General features: G+C 66.3%; 22 protein-coding genes. 4 read left to right on the top strand and 18 right to left on the bottom strand.

Annotated elements, in window-relative coordinates:
- Window positions 1-76 precede the first annotated feature (76 nt).
- The 4 genes from KUV49_RS09420 to KUV49_RS09405 all read right to left on the bottom strand — a co-directional run bounded on the left by KUV49_RS09420 (window position 77) and on the right by KUV49_RS09405 (window position 2,962).
- Window positions 77-997: a nickel/cobalt transporter gene (locus KUV49_RS09420; RefSeq protein WP_222449716.1), complete on the bottom strand. Its 921-nt coding sequence runs from the start codon at window positions 995-997 to the stop codon at window positions 77-79.
- Entirely contained in the window at window positions 982-1,620 is a 639-nt protein-coding gene (locus KUV49_RS09415; RefSeq protein WP_222449715.1) for a DUF1007 family protein, read from the bottom strand. Before KUV49_RS09415 ends, KUV49_RS09420 begins: the two co-directional genes overlap by 16 nt.
- A 192-nt stretch (window positions 1,621-1,812) precedes the next feature.
- Window positions 1,813-2,616, bottom strand: a complete 804-nt coding sequence (locus tag KUV49_RS09410; RefSeq protein ID WP_222449714.1) for a hypothetical protein — start codon at window positions 2,614-2,616, stop codon at window positions 1,813-1,815.
- A 34-nt stretch (window positions 2,617-2,650) separates the two neighbouring features.
- Window positions 2,651-2,962, bottom strand: coding sequence for an ETC complex I subunit (locus KUV49_RS09405; RefSeq protein ID WP_152495949.1), 312 nt, complete (start codon window positions 2,960-2,962; stop codon window positions 2,651-2,653).
- 222 nt (window positions 2,963-3,184) lie between these two features.
- On the opposite strand from KUV49_RS09405, the gene uvrB reads away from it, so the two are divergent.
- Entirely contained in the window at window positions 3,185-5,386 is a 2,202-nt protein-coding gene (gene uvrB / locus KUV49_RS09400; RefSeq protein ID WP_315899494.1) for an excinuclease ABC subunit UvrB, read from the top strand.
- Between the two features lie 27 nt (window positions 5,387-5,413).
- On the opposite strand, the gene KUV49_RS21645 is transcribed toward uvrB, so the two are convergent.
- Complete coding sequence (locus KUV49_RS21645) at window positions 5,414-5,710, bottom strand: hypothetical protein (RefSeq protein ID WP_222449713.1); 297 nt, start codon at window positions 5,708-5,710, stop codon at window positions 5,414-5,416.
- Between the two features lie 5 nt (window positions 5,711-5,715).
- Complete coding sequence (locus KUV49_RS09390; RefSeq protein ID WP_222449712.1) at window positions 5,716-6,033, bottom strand: antibiotic biosynthesis monooxygenase family protein; 318 nt, start codon at window positions 6,031-6,033, stop codon at window positions 5,716-5,718.
- A gap of 298 nt (window positions 6,034-6,331) precedes the next feature.
- On the opposite strand from KUV49_RS09390, the gene KUV49_RS09385 reads away from it, so the two are divergent.
- Window positions 6,332-6,826, top strand: coding sequence for a hypothetical protein (locus KUV49_RS09385; RefSeq protein WP_222449711.1), 495 nt, complete (start codon window positions 6,332-6,334; stop codon window positions 6,824-6,826).
- Window positions 6,827-6,886: 60 nt separating this feature from the next.
- Here KUV49_RS09385 and KUV49_RS09380 read toward each other — a convergent pair whose 3' ends face one another.
- The 7 genes from KUV49_RS09380 to KUV49_RS09350 all read right to left on the bottom strand — a co-directional run bounded on the left by KUV49_RS09380 (window position 6,887) and on the right by KUV49_RS09350 (window position 11,786).
- Window positions 6,887-7,636, bottom strand: a complete 750-nt coding sequence (locus KUV49_RS09380; RefSeq protein WP_222449710.1) for a hypothetical protein — start codon at window positions 7,634-7,636, stop codon at window positions 6,887-6,889.
- Window positions 7,637-7,711: 75 nt separating this feature from the next.
- Window positions 7,712-8,683, bottom strand: coding sequence for an SH3 domain-containing protein (locus KUV49_RS09375; protein ID WP_222449709.1), 972 nt, complete (start codon window positions 8,681-8,683; stop codon window positions 7,712-7,714).
- Window positions 8,684-8,851: 168 nt separating this feature from the next.
- On the bottom strand, window positions 8,852-9,079 hold the full coding sequence (locus tag KUV49_RS09370) for a zf-TFIIB domain-containing protein (RefSeq protein ID WP_152491944.1): 228 nt from the start codon (window positions 9,077-9,079) through the stop codon (window positions 8,852-8,854).
- A gap of 156 nt (window positions 9,080-9,235) precedes the next feature.
- Window positions 9,236-10,135 (bottom strand): DMT family transporter, encoded by a 900-nt coding sequence (locus KUV49_RS09365; protein WP_222449708.1) that lies wholly within the window; start codon window positions 10,133-10,135, stop codon window positions 9,236-9,238.
- Between the two features lie 88 nt (window positions 10,136-10,223).
- Window positions 10,224-10,622, bottom strand: coding sequence for a DUF4864 domain-containing protein (locus KUV49_RS09360; RefSeq protein ID WP_222449707.1), 399 nt, complete (start codon window positions 10,620-10,622; stop codon window positions 10,224-10,226).
- Between the two features lie 60 nt (window positions 10,623-10,682).
- Complete coding sequence (locus KUV49_RS09355; RefSeq protein WP_261391123.1) at window positions 10,683-11,126, bottom strand: c-type cytochrome; 444 nt, start codon at window positions 11,124-11,126, stop codon at window positions 10,683-10,685.
- A 153-nt stretch (window positions 11,127-11,279) separates the two neighbouring features.
- The gene (locus KUV49_RS09350; RefSeq protein WP_315899493.1) at window positions 11,280-11,786 is read right to left on the bottom strand and encodes a DUF3047 domain-containing protein; all 507 of its coding nucleotides are present in this window, start codon (window positions 11,784-11,786) and stop codon (window positions 11,280-11,282) included.
- 108 nt (window positions 11,787-11,894) lie between these two features.
- Between KUV49_RS09350 and KUV49_RS09345 the strand changes: the two genes are divergently transcribed.
- Both KUV49_RS09345 and KUV49_RS09340 read left to right on the top strand, forming a co-directional pair.
- The gene (locus KUV49_RS09345) at window positions 11,895-12,077 is read left to right on the top strand and encodes a hypothetical protein (protein WP_222451046.1); all 183 of its coding nucleotides are present in this window, start codon (window positions 11,895-11,897) and stop codon (window positions 12,075-12,077) included.
- 65 nt (window positions 12,078-12,142) lie between these two features.
- Complete coding sequence (locus tag KUV49_RS09340; RefSeq protein ID WP_222449706.1) at window positions 12,143-12,433, top strand: hypothetical protein; 291 nt, start codon at window positions 12,143-12,145, stop codon at window positions 12,431-12,433.
- Here KUV49_RS09340 and KUV49_RS09335 read toward each other — a convergent pair.
- From KUV49_RS09335 to proS, 5 genes are all read right to left on the bottom strand, one after another.
- Window positions 12,430-13,413 (bottom strand): Ldh family oxidoreductase, encoded by a 984-nt coding sequence (locus KUV49_RS09335; RefSeq protein WP_222449705.1) that lies wholly within the window; start codon window positions 13,411-13,413, stop codon window positions 12,430-12,432. The two genes, KUV49_RS09340 and KUV49_RS09335, sit on opposite strands and share 4 nt — an antisense overlap.
- Before the next feature lie 39 nt (window positions 13,414-13,452).
- Window positions 13,453-14,136 (bottom strand): ABC transporter ATP-binding protein, encoded by a 684-nt coding sequence (locus KUV49_RS09330; protein WP_222449704.1) that lies wholly within the window; start codon window positions 14,134-14,136, stop codon window positions 13,453-13,455.
- Complete coding sequence (locus KUV49_RS09325) at window positions 14,129-15,442, bottom strand: lipoprotein-releasing ABC transporter permease subunit (RefSeq protein WP_315899492.1); 1,314 nt, start codon at window positions 15,440-15,442, stop codon at window positions 14,129-14,131. The genes KUV49_RS09330 and KUV49_RS09325 overlap by 8 nt, the downstream gene beginning before the upstream one ends.
- 325 nt (window positions 15,443-15,767) lie before the next feature.
- Window positions 15,768-16,277, bottom strand: coding sequence for a DUF2937 family protein (locus tag KUV49_RS09320; RefSeq protein WP_222449703.1), 510 nt, complete (start codon window positions 16,275-16,277; stop codon window positions 15,768-15,770).
- A 121-nt stretch (window positions 16,278-16,398) separates the two neighbouring features.
- On the bottom strand, window positions 16,399-17,793 hold the full coding sequence (proS, locus tag KUV49_RS09315; RefSeq protein ID WP_222449702.1) for a proline--tRNA ligase: 1,395 nt from the start codon (window positions 17,791-17,793) through the stop codon (window positions 16,399-16,401).
- Window positions 17,794-17,810: the final 17 nt, after the last annotated feature.

The raw sequence follows: 17,810 nt of genomic DNA, 5'->3' as shown, positions 1-17,810 counted from the left end.
CCTTTCGACCGGCCCGCCACGTTCCGCGCACCGCCCCGCTTTTTCTTGCCGAAAATACTCATGGCGCAACGGCGGCCTACAGCACCGCCGCCACCAGTTGCAGCGACACTACGGCGATCAGCGCCCCGGCGGCCATTTCGATCACCGGCAGGGCCTTGGCCCCCGCCCCGCCCGTCGCCAGCCGCGCCAGAACGCCTGTCCGAAGGCTGACTGCGGCCACCGCCACCACCATGGTCACGCTCGCCGTGCCCAGCCCCATGATGAAGGCGCCGGCGATGCCCGCCAGATCGATCCCGAAGCGCCATGTCAGGATCAGCAGGAACAGCGCCCCGGTACAGGGCCGGATCGCCACCGCGCCCACCAGCGCGGCCGCCTCCCGCCAGCCATGCACATTGGCCGCTTCCTCCACGCTCGGCCCGTGCCGATGCCCGCAGGTCGAGCAGACACCGTCACCGTGATCATGTGTGTGGTCATGAGCTTGTGAATGCCCCCGGCCGTGCCCCCGCGCCCGCCACAGCTTCATCGCCCCGCGCAGAACCAGCCACAACCCCACCAGCGCGGTCGCGCCATAGCTCACCGCCGCCAGCGTCCGGTCCGCCAGCCCCGTCACCGCCTCGCGCCCCAGCCCCAGCGCGTAAAGCCCCGCATAGACCAGCAGCACCGCCGCCGCCGCCTGCGCCAGGCTCGATGCCAGCGCCAGGCCCACCAGCCGCTTGACCGGCACCGCCCGCCCCACGCCATAGCCGCCGATCAGCAGCTTGCCATGCCCCGGCCCCGCCGCGTGAAAGAACCCGTAGGCGAAACAGATGCCCCAAAGACCCACCAGCGCCCCGGCCTCTCCGGCCCGCAGCTTTTGCAGGTAACCCGCCATCGCCTGCTGCACCTCGCGCTGCCCGTCCAGCGCCCAGGCCTGCAACGCGGACGCACCGCCAAAGCCCCACAGCCAGACCGCCAGCGCCATCACGCCAAGGCCAAGCGCCGTCACGACCCCGCGCATGTCACCTCGGCGGCAAAGGCATAGTGGACGCCGACCTTGGCCTCCTCGAAGAACATCTCGTCGTCGCTGTTGCCCATCTCGTCCACCCGCGCATCGGCGGCGTCGGTATCCGGCGGCACGATCCGCGCCGTGCAACCCTCGGGCAAGCCTTCCACCCCCACAAGGCTCAACGACGCATAGTAATAGGGGTCATACGGCTCCAGCCGCAGCATCTCGCCCGGATCGAGCTCCAGCGCCTCCACGGGTCGCCGATGCCGCGTCACCAGCGCGCCGTCCCGCATCCCGACCGACAGCGCCTCGGCCGGTCCAAGCTCCAGCGCGCCCTCCGCGTCATGGGCAAATAGCGCCCCGTCGAACCCCTCGGGCCAGTCCTCGAGGTCGAACCCCAGCAAAAGGGCTTTTTCCTCTTCCGTCAGAACAAGATCGGCATCCGGATCCAGCCCCCGGTCGCTCAGCACCAGCATGGTGAACAGCGGATCGTAGACCCAGGTCACCTCGATCGCGTCGACGCGCCCCTCGGCATCGGTCTCGAGTGTCAGCGTCACGTTGACGAAGACATGCGGATGCGCCCGCGCCATCGGCGCGGCGACCAGGCAGCAGATCAGGATCAGGCCACGCCACATGATCCAAAGCTCTAGGTCCTTGCCACCCCCGCCGCAAGGGCGGCGTCGCACGCCACCTGCCGCCACCGGAAAATGCGCATTTTCCGGCCCATTTCCTGCGCAGGAAATGGCCCCGGCCGCCCCCGTCGCGCGCCTCTCGCGGGATAGCAGAGACAAACCGACAGGGCTTGCCGCCCGTCCGCCTCCTACCTCTCAGTCCCGCGCGGGCAGCAACGCCGCATCGAACTGCCCCGCGGACGCGGCAAAACTCTGAACCCACAGCGCCGCCTCCGCATCGCCCGTCGCCAGGTCCAGAACCCCGTCCGACGCCGCCACCGCGTTCAACCAGGCGATCAACCCCTCGCGCTCCGCCGCGCCGCAATAGCGCAGCGCGAACCAGTCCGGGGCAAGCTTTCCATGTTTCCGCCTCGGCCGCCGCATCACGGCGGCCCCAAGCGCCAACAGGCCGGGCTTGCCCAGCTCCGGGTGATCGAAGATCGCGTCCAACGCCCCGGTCAGCACCTCCAGCGCCCAGCCGCCGCACAGCAACGTCTCCAGCAGCGCCGAGGGGGTGCAAACCGCCCCCTCCTCTGTGGTGTCGGCCCATGCGAAATGCCACATCATCGCCCGCGCCCACGCGTCCAGAACCGCGCGCTCGTCCAAGGTGAACAGCCCCGGGTTCGCCCGCACCGCATCCCCGAACCGCAAGAGTTCCGTGCCCACGCCGATGTCATCGACCAACCCGTCCTCGGCCATGATCTCCAGGTAGCGCGGCAGGAACAGCCTGAAGTCGCCCATATCCGCCGGCACCCCATGCGCCGAGTGGGAATAATCGCGGATCTGCGCCACGCTCAGCCGGTCATTCCGCGTAGCGATGATCGCCTTGCGCGCCGCCTCGGTCATGCAGACAGGGCACAGGCACACCTCGAGCTGCGCACTCACATGCCCGCGCCCGAACGCGTCATAGGCGGCCTCGACCGCCCGCAACAGTTCTGCCTTGTAGGGTCCGTCCGTCACCGGCCCGCTCTCCGGCGCAGCCGGTGCAACCGCCTCAGTGGGTCCAGGCGCCCCGGCGATTGGTGGCGAAATTCTCGCCATAGCCGCCCTTGCGGATGTTGGGCTTGCGCTTGTGCGGCTCGGCCACGACCACGTCGATGCCGTGCTCCTTGGCGTATTCCAGCGCCGCCTCCTTGCTGGCAAAGCGCAGCTTGACCTGCGCCTGCGTGTCCGACGAACTGGTCCAGCCCATCAGCGGATCGACGTCGCGCCCGGACTCGTTCACATGCTCCAGCACCCAGGAATTGCTGTTGCCCTGCCCCGATTGAGTGGCAGTCCGCGCGGGCTGGTAGATACGTGCTGGCATGGCGTCTCTCCATTCTGGTCTTGTCTCCCCGATTACCCCAAGCGCCCCTCATGTCACAAGAGGCCATTTGCGCACGCCCCCCGGCTTTTTCTTGCTGAAAATACTCGAATCCCGACGCTTGCCCCTGACAAAACCCGTCATCATTGCGGGCACCGCACCCGGCCCGCCTTGAACTCGGGCGCGCAGGCAACAACTCTAGGGCAAGTCTCGAGGATTCGCCCCATGCCCTACGCCCATTCCGACAAGTCCACCGCCCTCATGCACGCCCCCGCCCCCGACGTGAAGGCGCGCGAGAAGCTCGAGGGCGGCAAACGGTTCGAGATGGTAACCGAGTTCTCGCCCGCCGGCGACCAGCCCAAGGCGATTGCCGAGCTGTCGGCGGGCGTCGACGACGGCGAACGCGACCAGGTCCTTCTGGGCGCCACCGGCACCGGCAAGACCTACACCATGGCATCGGTGATCGAGGAAACCCAGCGCCCCGCCATCATCCTCGCCCCCAACAAGACCCTCGCGGCCCAGCTCTACGGCGAGTTCAAGAACTTCTTCCCCAACAACGCGGTCGAGTATTTCGTCAGCTATTACGACTACTACCAGCCCGAGGCCTACGTGCCGCGCTCGGACACCTATATCGAGAAGGAATCCCAGATCAACGAACAGATCGACCGGATGCGCCACTCCGCCACCCGCGCGCTTCTGGAACGCGACGACGTGATCATCGTGGCCTCGGTCTCCTGCATCTACGGCATCGGCAGCGTCGAGACCTACGGCGCCATGACGCAGGACCTCAAGGTCGGCTCCGACTACGACCAGCGCGCCGTCATGGCCGATCTGGTGGCCCAGCAATACCGCCGCAACGACCAGGCCTTCCAGCGCGGCTCCTTCCGGGTGCGCGGGGATTCACTCGAAATCTTCCCCGCCCACCTGGAAGACCGCGCATGGAAGTTGAGCTTCTTCGGTGAAGAACTTGAATCCATTACCGAATTCGACCCCCTGACGGGCGAGAAAACCGGCAGTTTCGACCAGATCCGCGTCTACGCCAACTCGCACTACGTGACGCCGAAACCGACGATGCAGCAGGCCATCATCGGCATCAAGAAAGAACTGCGCACCCGCCTCGACCAGCTTGTCGGCGAGGGCAAACTGCTCGAGGCCCAGCGGCTGGAGCAACGCACCAATTTCGACCTCGAAATGCTGGAAGCGACCGGCGTCTGCAACGGCATCGAGAACTATTCACGCTATCTCACGGGCCGCGCCCCGGGCGAGCCGCCCCCCACGCTCTTCGAGTTCATCCCCGACCATGCCATTGTTTTCGCGGATGAATCCCACGTCTCCGTCCCCCAGATCGGCGGCATGTACAAGGGCGACTACCGGCGCAAGTTCACGCTGGCCGAACACGGCTTCCGCCTGCCCAGCTGCATGGACAACCGCCCCCTCAAGTTCGAGGAATGGGACGCCATGCGCCCGCAATCGGTATTTGTCTCCGCTACCCCGGCGAAGTGGGAGATCGAGCAGACCGGCGGCGTCTTCACCGAACAGGTCATCCGCCCCACCGGCCTGCTGGATCCGCAGGTCGAAATCCGCCCGGTCGAGATGCAGGTCGACGACCTGCTGGACGAGGTGCGCAAGGTCTCGCAGGCCGGCTACCGCACGCTGGTGACCACGCTGACCAAGCGCATGGCCGAGGACCTGACCGAGTACCTGCACGAACAGGGCATCCGCGTGCGCTACATGCACTCCGATATCGATACCATTGAAAGGATTGAGATTCTTCGTGACCTGCGCCTCGGCGCCTTCGACGTCCTGATCGGCATCAACCTCTTGCGCGAGGGGCTCGACATCCCCGAATGCGGCCTCGTCGCCATTCTCGATGCGGACAAGGAAGGCTTCCTGCGCTCCGAGACCTCGCTGATCCAGACCATCGGCCGCGCCGCGCGCAACGCCGAGGGCCGCGTGATCATGTATGCCGACCGCATGACCGGCAGCATGGAACGCGCCATCGGCGAGACCAACCGCCGCCGCGAAAAGCAGATCGCCTATAATGAAGAACACGGCATAACCCCTGAAACAATCAGGAAAAATGTCGAGGATATTCTCGCCGGTCTCTACCAGGGGGACGTCGACATGAACCGCGTCACGGCCAAGGTCGACAAGCCCCTCGTCGGCGCCAACCTCCAGGCCCATCTCGACGGGTTGCGCACCGAGATGCGCAAGGCCGCCGAGAACCTCGAATTCGAAGAAGCCGCCCGCCTGCGCGACGAGGTCAAGCGCCTCGAGGCCGTCGACCTCGCCGTCCACGACGACCCCCTGGCCCGTCAATCGGCGGTCGAGGCGGCGTCGGACGCCGCCACGAAGTCACAGGGCCGGTCGACGGCTGGCCGACCTGGGCAGCGGGGTGGGAATGTGAAGCGGAAGAAGCGGAGTTAACCGAATGCTAACTCACCATGCGCCACATTACACTTCATGCAGAACCCAAGCTCGCCCTTGTCGCCCGAAATATGGCTCAATGACCTTTTCTCCTCGAAAGCCGTGCAGCAAGGAGGCGTCATCCGGCGCAAAGCACGCGATATCGAACGGTTTGCCGGGATGGAACGCTTTCTTCAGGAAATTGACCGGCGCGGCTACCAGGCGGCAAAGAACGCTGGCCAGATCATAATCTTCTGCAATCGTGCGCCCGTCACGTGGATAACCACGAGCCAATCGCTTTCTTGAAAAGAAAGCGGATCGAAATCTTTTCAAGATTTCGTTCACCGCCCTCAAAACACCCCCGCCACCTCGTACATCACCGGCTCGAACCGCGAGCACAGGGCCGCGAACTCCCGGTTCCGCCGCCGCATCTCCCCACTCCGCAGCATCGCCTGGAAATCCTCTCGGCTGTCCCATTGCGAGTAATTGGCGATCCGCGTCTGGGCGTCGTTCACATGCAGCCCCGCGGCGATGAACCCTGCCTGTTTCGAGATGAACTCCGCATAGGCCGCCTCCAGCGCCTCCAGCAAATCCGCACAGGTTCCGGGCGAGCATTCGAACGTGGTCACGACGGTCTGGCACGTGGCCCCGGCCTCGATCTTCAACATGGGCGATTCCTCCTGACCCAATCCTAGCACAGCCCCGCCTCAAAACGAGATCGTATCCACCGGCCGCACCCGCACGCCCTCGATCACCTGCTCCTGCCCCGGCACAGGCGGGCCCTCGGCTTTGCCCCGCGACGGCGCTCGCCACGGTTTCCTGGCCGCGCACCGGATCACGACGGCACGTTTCCGCCGATTTTTGACCTGCGCGGGAACCGGCCATGCCGAAACGCGGTTATGTCGCCGAACGCCTGGAGGGGTGCGCCACGGGGCCACCCGACGTTCGCAAAGAAGGAGTTGAATGATGAAATCGTTTCTCAGAACCACCGCGCTGGCAGCCGTGCTGTCCCTGCCGCTCGCCGCGACCGCCGCAGAAACCGCCGTGTCCGACATTTCCGTCGAGGCGGACCTGAGCTCCATCCAGAACGCCACCGCCGCCAGTGTCTGGGCCAACCTGCCCGCCGACCTGCAAAACACCCTCGCCGTCCGACTGGCCAACCAGATCGCCCCCGAGGGCGAGGACGGTGCCGATGTCATGATCGACATCACCTCGGTCGAACTGGCCTCGTCCTTCGAGAACGCGGCCAATCTCGCCGATTCGCGGATCACCGGCGACGTCATCATCGAACGGGCCGGCTCCGAGTATGACGAGGCCTACACGCTGACCGTCAGCGCCGAGCAGGCCGCCGTCCTGCTGCCGGCGGGCGCGGATATCATGCTGCTCACCCCCGGCAGCATGGAATTCTACACCGCGATGGTTGACGCGTTCGCCGGCAACATCGTCGAGAAGTTGCAGTAAGTCACTGAACGCAGGATGCGCCGCCCGCCCCGCGATGGCTCCGGGGCGGGCGGTGTCGCTTCAGACCCGCAGCGCCCGGTCCGACAGCTTTCGGAAATAAGGCGCATGATGGTGCAGGTAGTCCCGCAGATGCGGCGCGGTCTCGACCAGCGCCTCGAATTCCATTTCCTTGCGCAGCATCTCTTCGGGGTCCGCCGTGCGGATGCCCGATGACGTGCTGGCCTCTTCGTGCCAGGCGCTGACATGCTCCCAGTCCTCGGGCGGCGCCTGCCAGTTGAACGCGGCCTCGGAATAGTCCAGCCCGATCCGGGCCCAGAGCGCGCGCATGATGCCCTTGGGGTCGGCCCGCACCGCCTCGGCCTCGATCACCACCGGCGACAGGCCCGCGTCCTCCGCCGCCTGGTAAAGCTGCCATTGCGCCTCGATACCGACTTCCTCGCGCGTGAAATCCGGGTCCAGCTTGTGATAGCTCAGAAGCGACGCCACCGGGGGACGCACCAGGAACACATGCGTGATCCGGCGCAGCATGTCGCGGTCGTCCAGCATCCGCGGCACGACGTAGAACGCCATGTCCTTGAAAAAGACCGGCCCGCTCTCGGCCCGTTCCCGCAGCATGTCGCAGATGCCCTCATAGGTGGTCGGATGCCCGGGCACCGGCTCGAAGCCGGGAAAGTCACGCCCCTGGCCCACGTAATAGTCGTACATGAACGGCTCGTGCAGCACGTCCAGATCGCCGCGTTCGCGCATGATCCGTTCCGTCGCCGTGGACATCGAGCGGGGATGCGCCCAAAGCGCGATGATCTTGTGCATACGAAAGCCCTCCTGCCCGGACCCTACAAAGAGCGCGCGGCAGGTGCTAGGCCTTTGTCGCGCCGGGATTTCCCGTCAGAGCGCCCCCTCGTCGGTCAGCGACATGGGCCGCGTGGTCGAGCCATCGCGATAGGCGATGCATTGCCACGGCGCCTGCCCCGGCCCAACGCCCACGATCACCTCGGTACCGGCCTCGGAAAACGTCGAACTCAGCAGCACCACGTCGGCGTTGCCCGTCTCTTCCGTCACCGCGTTCAGGCAGGCCTGCGCGGCGGCATCCGGCATGTCCGTGGTCTGCGCAGCCGCGCCGCTCGTCGCCCCGGTCGTGCCTGCTGCGGGATCGTCGCTGCCCTCCACCAGGTAGTCGCCCGCGGCCCATCCCTCGACCCCCGGATCGGCCAGCGTCGCCACCCGGCACCAGCGCCGCGCCTCTTCCATCCGGCACCCCAGGTTGCGAAGGTTCTGCCCGTTGTTCAGCGTCGACACCACGGCTGCACCGCCCGAAGGCTCGGCACGCAGGTTCAGCACGCCACCGCCCGAGGTCGCCACGCGGTAGAAATCCGGCCCGCCCTGCAGCCCGTCGGCATAGTCGTTGCGAACCACGTCCTCCGTCGCGCCTTCGATGCTGATGGAAAGCTTGTACTCCGACACTTCCTCGCGCCGTGCGGCACTGCGCATCATGTAGACCGAGATCGTGTAGGTCCCCGACGCAGGCAGCACCCCGTCGAACTGGTTCAGGTCGGGCACCATCGCGCCCATCGTCCCGGCATTGGCAATCGCCTCGTCACCCGGCCCCTTGCCGGGGGCATAGACGTTGAAATACGTGGCCAGGTTCGATGGCTCCAGCCGCACCTGCATCCGCTGTCCGGCCTCTGCGCCCAGGGTGTAAAGCACGCTTTCATACCCGGTGATCCTGTCGGTGATCGTCGTGCCGGACGTGCCTGCGGCGAAGCGCACCGTTTGGGTCCGCGCCTCGTCCTGCGCCACCAGGGCGGCGGGCGCCCCACAGGCCATGGCAATGGCCAGGAAAAAAGATCTCGCGTTCATCATGGGTCTTCCTTGTGTTTTGGGTACACAGTCGAAGGCCCTGAAAACATATGAAATATCACCTTGCCTTGACAGAATGGGCCCGCACGGCAGATCACGTGCGAGCCCAGCCTATCACAATCCGACGCACGACACCCAAAAGATGTGCCGCACGGGCGCCCTGCACCGTCAGAAGTCGAACAGGTCTTCCAGGAACCCGCCGCGCTTCTTGCGCTTCTCGGGGCGACTGTCGGCCTGCCACACGCGGGCATCCGGCGCCTCGGGGGTGGTCCGCTCGATGATCTTGTCCAGCTCACCCCGGTCCAGCCACACCCCGCGGCATTGCGGGCAATAGTCGATCTCGACACCGGCGCGATCGGTGATCACCAGCGTTTCTCCGTCAACCGGGCATTTCATCGGGCAGTCCTCCTGTAACCAATCTGATGGCCTTCCAGATGGGCATCCCACGCCGGTTTCTCAAGCCTCGGCCCTGGACGTGGCACCGCGCAGGCGGCATGCCGCACACCACGTGACACGATGGCCCAAGGCCGTCCCCGGCCGCCGTGACATCGATCACCCCCGCCGCAGCACCCGCCCGTCCGTCACCAACAGCCCCAGCGCGATCAGGCCGAAGCCGCCCCAGGCCGCAGGCCCCAGCCGCTCGCCCAGGAAGGCCGCGCCAAGCCCCGCCGCAAAGGGCGGGATCATCAGCGTCACCAGCATCAGGTTCGCCGCCCCCGCCCGCCGCAGGATGGCAAAGTACAGCAGGTAGGCCAGCGCCGTCGACAATGCCGCAACCGACAAGAGCGCCGCCCAGACATGACCCGACAGGTCAAGGCGCGGCACCCCGTCGCTCCATAGCGCCACTGGCAGCATCAGCAGGCTCGATCCCATCAGCATCCCCAGCGCATTCACCTGCGGCGGCTGACCCGCCAGCGCCCGCTTGGCCCAGACGCTCGCCAACGCATAGCTCAGCGCCCCTCCAAGCACCGCCAACTGCGCAAGGTTGCGCAAATCCACCCCGCGCAGCAGGTCCGGCCCCATGATCGCCGCCACGCCCGCCAGCCCCAGCAACGCCCCCACGATCTTGCGCGGCAACAGCGGCTCGTCGCGCAACAGCAGTCCCGCGACCACCGCGCCGAAGACCGCCGTCGTGCCGTTCAGGATCGACGCCAGGCCGCTTTGCAGCTCCACCTGCGCCCAGAAGATCAGCGAGAACGGGATCGCGTTGTTCAGCGCCCCCATCACCAGGTACGCGGCCCACACCCCCGGCGCGCGCGGCAACTGCAGCCCCAGCACGCACACGACGGCCAACAGGATCGGTACCGCCCAGAAAACCCGGTGCAGCGCGATGGTCAGGGGCGGCACCTCGGCCAGTGCGATTTCGGCGAAAAAGAACGACCCGCCCCAGACGGCGGCCAGCGACAGCAGCATCAGGGCCGAGGCCGCGGATATCGAAGGGCTTATGGTCATGCCCCTTGCTGGCACGACCGCAAATCCGGCACGACCCGTTTCTTGCGGGAAGCACCGCCCCGTCAGCCGGTCTCGGGGAATGCCGCGCTCAGGCCAGCCCCTCGCCGGTGCGCTTGAGACGCACGCCGTTGATCTTCCAGCCGCCGGGACCCTGGATCATCTCGTATTCCAGCTCGTGATACACCCCGTCCGCGCCCCGGATCAGAACGTCCTGCATCAGCGCATCGCCTTCGTCCCGCTCGCCCAGGAACTCGACCTCCGCAGGCCGCCAGACCATCGGATAGCCGTTGCGCACCATCTGCCCGAACCGCTCGGACGAGCCGAAGATGCCCTGGATCATCGGGCTCGCATGGGTGAAGGCGGTGTCGAAATCGTCCTGCTGAAACGCATCCAGCTGGTCCGAGATCACCTGCCGCGCCGCATCATCCGCGCGGGCCGGCAGGGCCATCAGGAAAACCGCCACGACAAGGCACAGAAAACGGGTCATGGAAAAACTCCTTTGCGCAGGAGATAGCCCGCATCGCCCCCGCATCAAACGCGGGCCACGTCACTCCGCCTGCAAGCTTTCCAGGAAGACGATCAGATCGGCCACCGGCTGCGACACCATGACCGGCTGACCCGCCCCCGTGCGCACCGCCACCTGCCCGGTCGTATCGAAGAAATCGCCATAGACCGGCATGCTGGATCCGTGCGCCACCAGCGGGTCGCGCCCGTCGATCCGCTGCGCCACCCGCTCGACGGGAAAGGCGCCGCCATGGCGCGCGGTCAGCGTCGTCAGGTCCGAAGGCTGCACCAGCAGCACCTCGCGCATCGGGCCCCGGCCATCCGCCTCCGGCCCGTGGCAACTGACGCAATGCTGCGCATAAAGCGCGGCACCCGCCCCGGCGTTCCCCTCCGCCAGAACCGGCACCGCGCCAAGGACCAGACTTGCAACCGCCCCGCTCAGCCGCAGGTGTCTGGCCGAAACCTTCTGCAAACCGAACATTTTCATGCGCTCCTCCGGGCGTTTGGCGCCGCCGCGCTCCGCGCCCGGAATTTGTGCTCCGGCACGACTCAAACGGCGTACATTGGCCAGTATGCACCGATTCGGGCACGCGCACCTTGATATGGATCATGCAGGCGCCGTTCCCGCTTCCCCTGTGCTCTAGCGCATATGCAACCCCGAGATCCGGGCCTGGATCATGCTGTCAGTGTCATCACTGTCTCTGGACACAGCCAAGCCCACCAGCGACGTCGGCTTTCCGCCGAACGCACGGGCGTAATCAGACGCCAGATCGACGCTTTCACGCGCCTCGCCCGTGCCCGCGCCGCACAGCACCACCGTCTTGCCCCGCGCGCCCAGATAGGGGCTGTTCAGCACCGCGCACCGCGCGTGCGCGCCACCCCAGACATAGACCAGCACCCGCACAGCGTCGTTCGACAAAAGCCGGCTCACGCGGCTGCCCTGCACGCGCTCGGCCTCGGCCTCGGGCAGAAACACGAAGTAAAGCGCCAGGTTGCGGTCGTCGCCGCCCTTGCGCGCCAGATCGGTGGGCGGCACGCTTTGCGACACCTGCCAGCTCCACGAGGCGCCACTGGCCTGCCACGCGCTCTGTGGCAATTCACGGTAAAGCAGCGACACCGCGCCGTCCGACGCCCCGCCCGCACGCACCAAGTCACCCTTGCGTGAGCCTCGGATGACCCCGTTCGGCGATTGAACCCCTCCGACCTCGCCGCCGACCCATCTGCACCTGCCGAAACCACGAAGGACACGCCGCCCATGCCACCGCCTCTCGCCTTTGCTTGGAAACCTGTCCTGCGCCTCGGCGCCAGCCTGCTTGTGATGGCCCTCACCGGCCCCGACGCCCACAGCGCCGCCCTGCCCTGCGCCCCGGAACTGGACCGGCTGCCGCCCCCCGGCGCCCGGGCCGCTCCCGACGACACCTGCGACCTGACAGGCTGAAACCGCTCTTCTGTTTTCGGTGTCCGCGCCCTATATTCCCGGTGTCAGACAACAGGAGCCTTTTGATGCACCGCGTCCTCACCATGACAGCCCTCTGCGCCATTCTTGCCAGCGCGGCGCTTGCACAGGATTACGAAGAGCCCGACCCGGCCGACCTGGTGCCGTCCCATTTCAGTGCCGCCAGCTTCGCCGAACTCGACCAGTACGACCTTTATGACGTGACACTGGCGCTCAAGCGCGGTCGCAACATCCGGTTGGCCGATTGCACCCCGTCGCAAAGCCGTGCCATCATCGAGGCGTCCTACGACCGCCGCGCCCCCGCGATGGACATGCTGCGCGCCACCTGCTCCGGCTAATCCGCGCCCGCCAGCCGCTGCGCCAGCGCCCATGCATTCGGGTCGACCGTCACCGGATCGCTGACCGCGCGCGCCTGCCCCGGCATCCGCGCGCCCTCGTCCCGCTGCACCGCTTCGGACACTTGGCGGACCCGGTCGAAAAACGCCCCGCCCGACACGTCCGGATCCATGATCAGGTAAAAATCCCCGATATCATGCGGATCGCCCTCGGGCGCCTTCAGCGGCCCCAGGTCCACGCCCGCGCGACTGCCCGTCATGCCCGCCGCCAATAGTTCCGCCATCAGGCCGAACCCCCAGCCCTTGTAGCCGCCCATGCTGACCAGAGAGCCCTTCAGCGCCGCCTCGGGATCGGTGGTGGGCCTGCCCTCGGCATCGACGGCCCAGCCTTCGGGGATCGGCTCGCCCGCCGCCTTGGCCATGGTGATCTTGCCCAGCGCGACCGTGGTGGTGGACTGATCGAACAGCATCGCCACGCCGCCCTTGCCATCCGGCACCGCAAAGGAAATCGGGTTGGTGCCGATCACGCGGGATTTGCCGCCCGGCGGCGCCACCACCGGGGTCGCATTGGTCATGCCCAGCACGATGAACCCGGCCCGCGCGAACTGCGCCGTGAAATAACCCAGGCTTGTGCAGGTATGCGCGTGACAGACCGCCAGGCTGATCGTGCCCATCTCCCTCGCAGCGCGCACAGCTTCCGGCAACGCCCTGGCAAACGCCGCCTGGGCAAAGCCGAACTTCGCATCCACCTCGACCACGCCGGGCCGCGGCCTGCGCACCTCGGGCACCGCGTCCCCCTTGACGCGCCCGGTCTGCAATTGCCGGCAATAGCTTTCCAGGTAGTAAAGCCCGCAGATCCGGTTCCCCAGCCCTTCCGCCTCGCGCACCGCCGCCGCGACCTCGCCCGCGATCCAGTCCTCGGCGCCATGCAATACCAGGGCCGCCTTCGCCGTCGCCTCGATCTCGTCCAGCGATACCTGCATGGCACCCCCCCCCCGTTTTCGCTCACGTAGGGTGGGGTTTCACCCCACCACGATCCGACCGTTCTCCAACTTCACAACCCGGTCCATCCGCGCCGCAAGCTCCAGATTATGCGTCGCGATCAGCGCCGCCAGCCCGGTGCCCCGCACCAGCTCGACAAGCGCGGCAAAGACCTGGTCCGACGTGCCCGGATCAAGGTTGCCCGTCGGCTCGTCCGCCAGCAGCAACCGAGGCGAATTGGCCAGCGCCCGGCAGAACGCCACCCGCTGCTGCTCGCCGCCCGACATCGCGCTCGGTCGATGCCCCGCCCGGTCGGCAATACCGACCTGCGTCAGCAATTCGGTCGCCCGCGCCTCGGCCACCTTGCGGCCGATCCCGTCGGCCAGCTGCGGCAGCACGATGTTCTCCTCGGCCGTGAACTCCGGCAAAAGATGGTGAAACTGGTAGACGAACCCCACCTCCTGCCGCCGCATGATCGTGCGCCGGCGGTCCGACCGACCCACCATGTCCTCGCCGCCGATCTCGACCGTGCCGGCGTCGGCGGTATCCAGCAGACCCGCGATATGCAACAGCGTCGACTTGCCCGCCCCCGAGGGCGCCACCAACGCCACCATCTCGCCCGCGCCGATCGTCAGGTCGATGCCCGACAGCACACTCACCTCGTTGGCCTTGCCCTTGTTATAGGCCTTCTCGACCCCCGCCAGCCTCAGCATCGCCTCACTCATAGCGCAGCGCCTCCACCGGGTTCATCCGCGCCGCCCGCCGGGCCGGGAAAATCGTCACAACGAAGCTCAGGAACAGCGACAGGCCCACCGCGCTCATCACGTCCCCGAACTCCAGCTTGGCGGGCAGGAAATAGATCCCCCGCGTGTCCGGCGTCCAGATCGGCTGATCGCTGAAACTGTCCAGGATGCCGAATATCTGGTCGATATAGATTGCAAAGAGACAGCCCAGAACCGTGCCCATCACCGTGCCGATGATGCCGATAAAGGCGCCGCACATGAAGAACACGCGCAGGACAGATCCCTCGGTCAGCCCCATCGTGCGCAGGATGCCGATGTCCCGCCCCTTGTTCTTGACCAGCATGATCAGACCGCTGGTGATGTTCATCGCCGCGATCAGCACGAGGATCGAGAGGATGATGAACATCACGTTGTCCTCCACTTCCAGCGCCCGCAGAAAGCCGCTGCTGGAATCCCGCCAGGTCCAGATCTGCGTGTTCTCCCCGGCGGCGCGCAACAGGTCCAGCGACATCTCGTTGACCCTCTCGGGCTCCTCGATCATCACCTCGATCTCGTCCGCCTTGCCCTCGCTGTTGAAAAAACTCTGCGCCTCCTCGAACGGCAGGTACACGCGCACCTTGTCGATGTCGTACCGCCCCGCGCTGAAGACATAGACCACGTCATAGGCATTCACCCGCGGGCTGGTCCCCAGCGCGGTGCGGTTGCCGGTGGGGTTGATCACCTTGATCTTGTCGCCCACGCCGATCCCCAGCGTGCTGGCCACGCCCGACCCGATGGCGATGGGAAAGACGCCCGTCTCGGCCGAGTCCTGCACGAAATCGTCGATATCGCCCTGCGAGGTCTCGGGGTCCGCGATCCGTGGCAGGCCCTTCAGGTCCTCCAGCGTGATCCCCCGCACCTCGACGCCCGCGTTGCGGTCACGCACGCTGGCCAGGACTTGGTTCTTGATCAGCGGCGCAGCCCGCGTGACGCCCTCGACCTGCCGCAACCGCTCGGCCATCGCCTCGTAATCGCCGATCTGCCGGTCGATGCGGCCCGTCTCCTGGTCAATCGTTCCGGCGTTGTAGACCGTCACATGCGCGTTCGATCCCAGGATCGTGTCCACGAACTCCGCCCGGAACCCGGCCCGCACCGCCAGCGTCGCGATCAGCGCGAACACCGCCAGCGTGATGCCGATCAGGCTGATCCACGTCATCACGCTGACCCCGCCCTCGGCCCGCTTGGCCCGCAGGTAGCGCCACGCGATCATCGTCTCGAAGGCGGAAAACGGCTTGGGCTGAACTGCCACGATGGGGACCTCTGGATAGGTTATGCGTCTCTGCGGTGTATCCGGTGCCGGGATAAGGTCAACCCCGGTTTCGTGAACGAACCCAACGGGAGAGCCAGGTCCCGCGCGGAATCAAGGCCGAAGGCCGCCGCGCGATCGCCAGACCGCCCGGACGGGCTGGCGATTGGGCAACGTTGGTGCTTCGATCCGAGGTTTTCCGGATGTGGCAAACATAAAGTGCATTGAACACCGCTGGGTTCGCCATCCCGCGGTCTGGCAATCGCGCGGCTGGTGTTTGTCTTGACCGCACCGTTCCCGGGTTGAACCGTCTGAATTTTCGCGTCCCCTACTCCGCCGGCGTCGCCACCGGCCTGCGCCGCACCATCTGGCCCAGCCCACCCAGCAGCATCCCGATCAGCGTATACCCCGCCAGGAACCCGCCCAGGCCAAACCCGGCTCCCGCCACTGTCGCAGGCACCGCGGGCTCGAAATCGCCCCAGGTCTTCTGCACCAGTTCGGGGTCCAGGTACTGCCACCCGATCAGCGCCGCGCTGACCGAGTTGGTCGTGCCGAGCTGCTCCAGATGGGCAGACAACCGCTCATGCCGGATCAGCACCTGCCCCATGCTCTCGCTGCGGGCCTGCGCCATGGCCGTTCCGCGCGCAAGCTCGCTCAGCGCCGCGTCCCGGCTCAGGCCCAGCGCCGCGGCATCCGCATCGAACCGCTCCACCACCCATGCCAATTCATCCACAGCACCCGAAAGACGCTGCTTATACTGCTGAGAAAACTCGGGAAATTGCGACGCGGCCAGTGCACAGCACAGCCCGCCCGCCAGGGCCAGTCCCTTGGTAATCATCGCTCTGCCTCGTTTTGTCGTCTTTTGTTTTGAGGCAAGTATAGCGCGTATCGCGCAAATCCAGAAACAAGATTATCGTGACCGGGCGCGGCACCGGCTCAGGCCCCGCGCCACAGGCCCGTCACATCCAGGTGTGGAACGACCGATCCGCCATCGGCTCGACCGTGCCGGCCTCACCGCGATGCGGCGCATAGATTTCGGCGATCTTCTCGACCGCCGCCTCCGGCGCCATCTCCTCGCTCTCACCCGTACGGCGGCTGGTCAATTCCACCACCCCGTTCTTGAGGCCCCGCGGCCCCACGGTGATCCGCCACGGCAGGCCAATGAGGTCCATCGTCGCGAACTTGCCGCCCGCCCGCTCGTCGCGGTCATCGTAAAGCGGGTCCAGCCCCTTGGCCATCAGTGCCGAATAAAGCTTTTCACACGCCGCGTCCGCCTCGCCATCGCCCTGCTTCAGGTTCACGATCCCGGCGTGGAAGGGTGTGACGCCCTCGGGCCAGATGATGCCCTTGTCGTCGTGACTGGCCTCGATGATCGCCCCCACCAGGCGGCTCACACCGATCCCGTGGCTGCCCATATGCACCGGCACCGGCTTGCCGTCCGGCCCTTGCACCGTGGCGCCCATCGGCTCGGAATACTTGGTCCCGAAATAGAAGATCTGCCCCACCTCGATCCCCCGCGCCACGCGGCGGCGCTCCTCGGGGATCTTGTCGAACACCTCTTCATCGTGCGTTTCGTCCGTCCGCGCATAGCGCGACGTGAACTCCTCCAGCACCGCCTGGCATTGCGCCTTGTCAGTATAATCGATCTCACGGTCGCCGAACTTCAGGTCGGTGATCTCGCTGTCATAGAACACCTCGGACTCGCCCGTCTCGGCCAGCACCAAGAATTCATGCGTGTCATCCCCCCCGATCGGGCCACTATCCGCCCGCATCGGAATCGCCTGCAGCCCCATCCGCTCGTAGGTCCGCAGGTAACTCACAAGGTGGCGGTTATAGGCGTGCAGCGCGTCTTCCTTCGTCAGGTCGAAGTTGTAGCCGTCCTTCATGAAGAATTCACGCCCCCGCATCACGCCGAAACGCGGCCGGATCTCGTCACGGAACTTCCACTGGATGTGATAGAGCGTCAGCGGAAGGTCGCGGTAGCTGCCCACGTGCGACCGGAAGATATCGGTGATCAATTCCTCGTTCGTCGGACCATAGAGCATATCCCGGTCCTGCCGGTCGCGGATCCGCAGCATCTCGGGACCGTAGGCATCGTACCGCCCGCTTTCCCGCCACAGGTCCGCCGATTGCAGCGTCGGCATCAGCATCGGGATATGCCCGGCCCGCACCTGCTCCTCGTGGACGATATTTTCCAGCTTGCGCAACACCTTGAAGCCCAGGGGTAGCCACGAATAGATCCCCGCGCTGGCCTGCTTGATCATCCCCGCCCGCAGCATCAAGCGGTGGCTCGCGATCTGCGCCTCGGCAGGCGTCTCCTTCAGGACCGGCAGGAAATACTTGGACAGGCGCATGGGGAACCTCTGGTCAT

Source organism: Roseovarius atlanticus (assembly GCF_019802205.1).
GTDB lineage: Bacteria > Pseudomonadota > Alphaproteobacteria > Rhodobacterales > Rhodobacteraceae > Roseovarius > Roseovarius atlanticus_A.
This window is presented reverse-complemented; position numbering and strand designations above follow the sequence as displayed.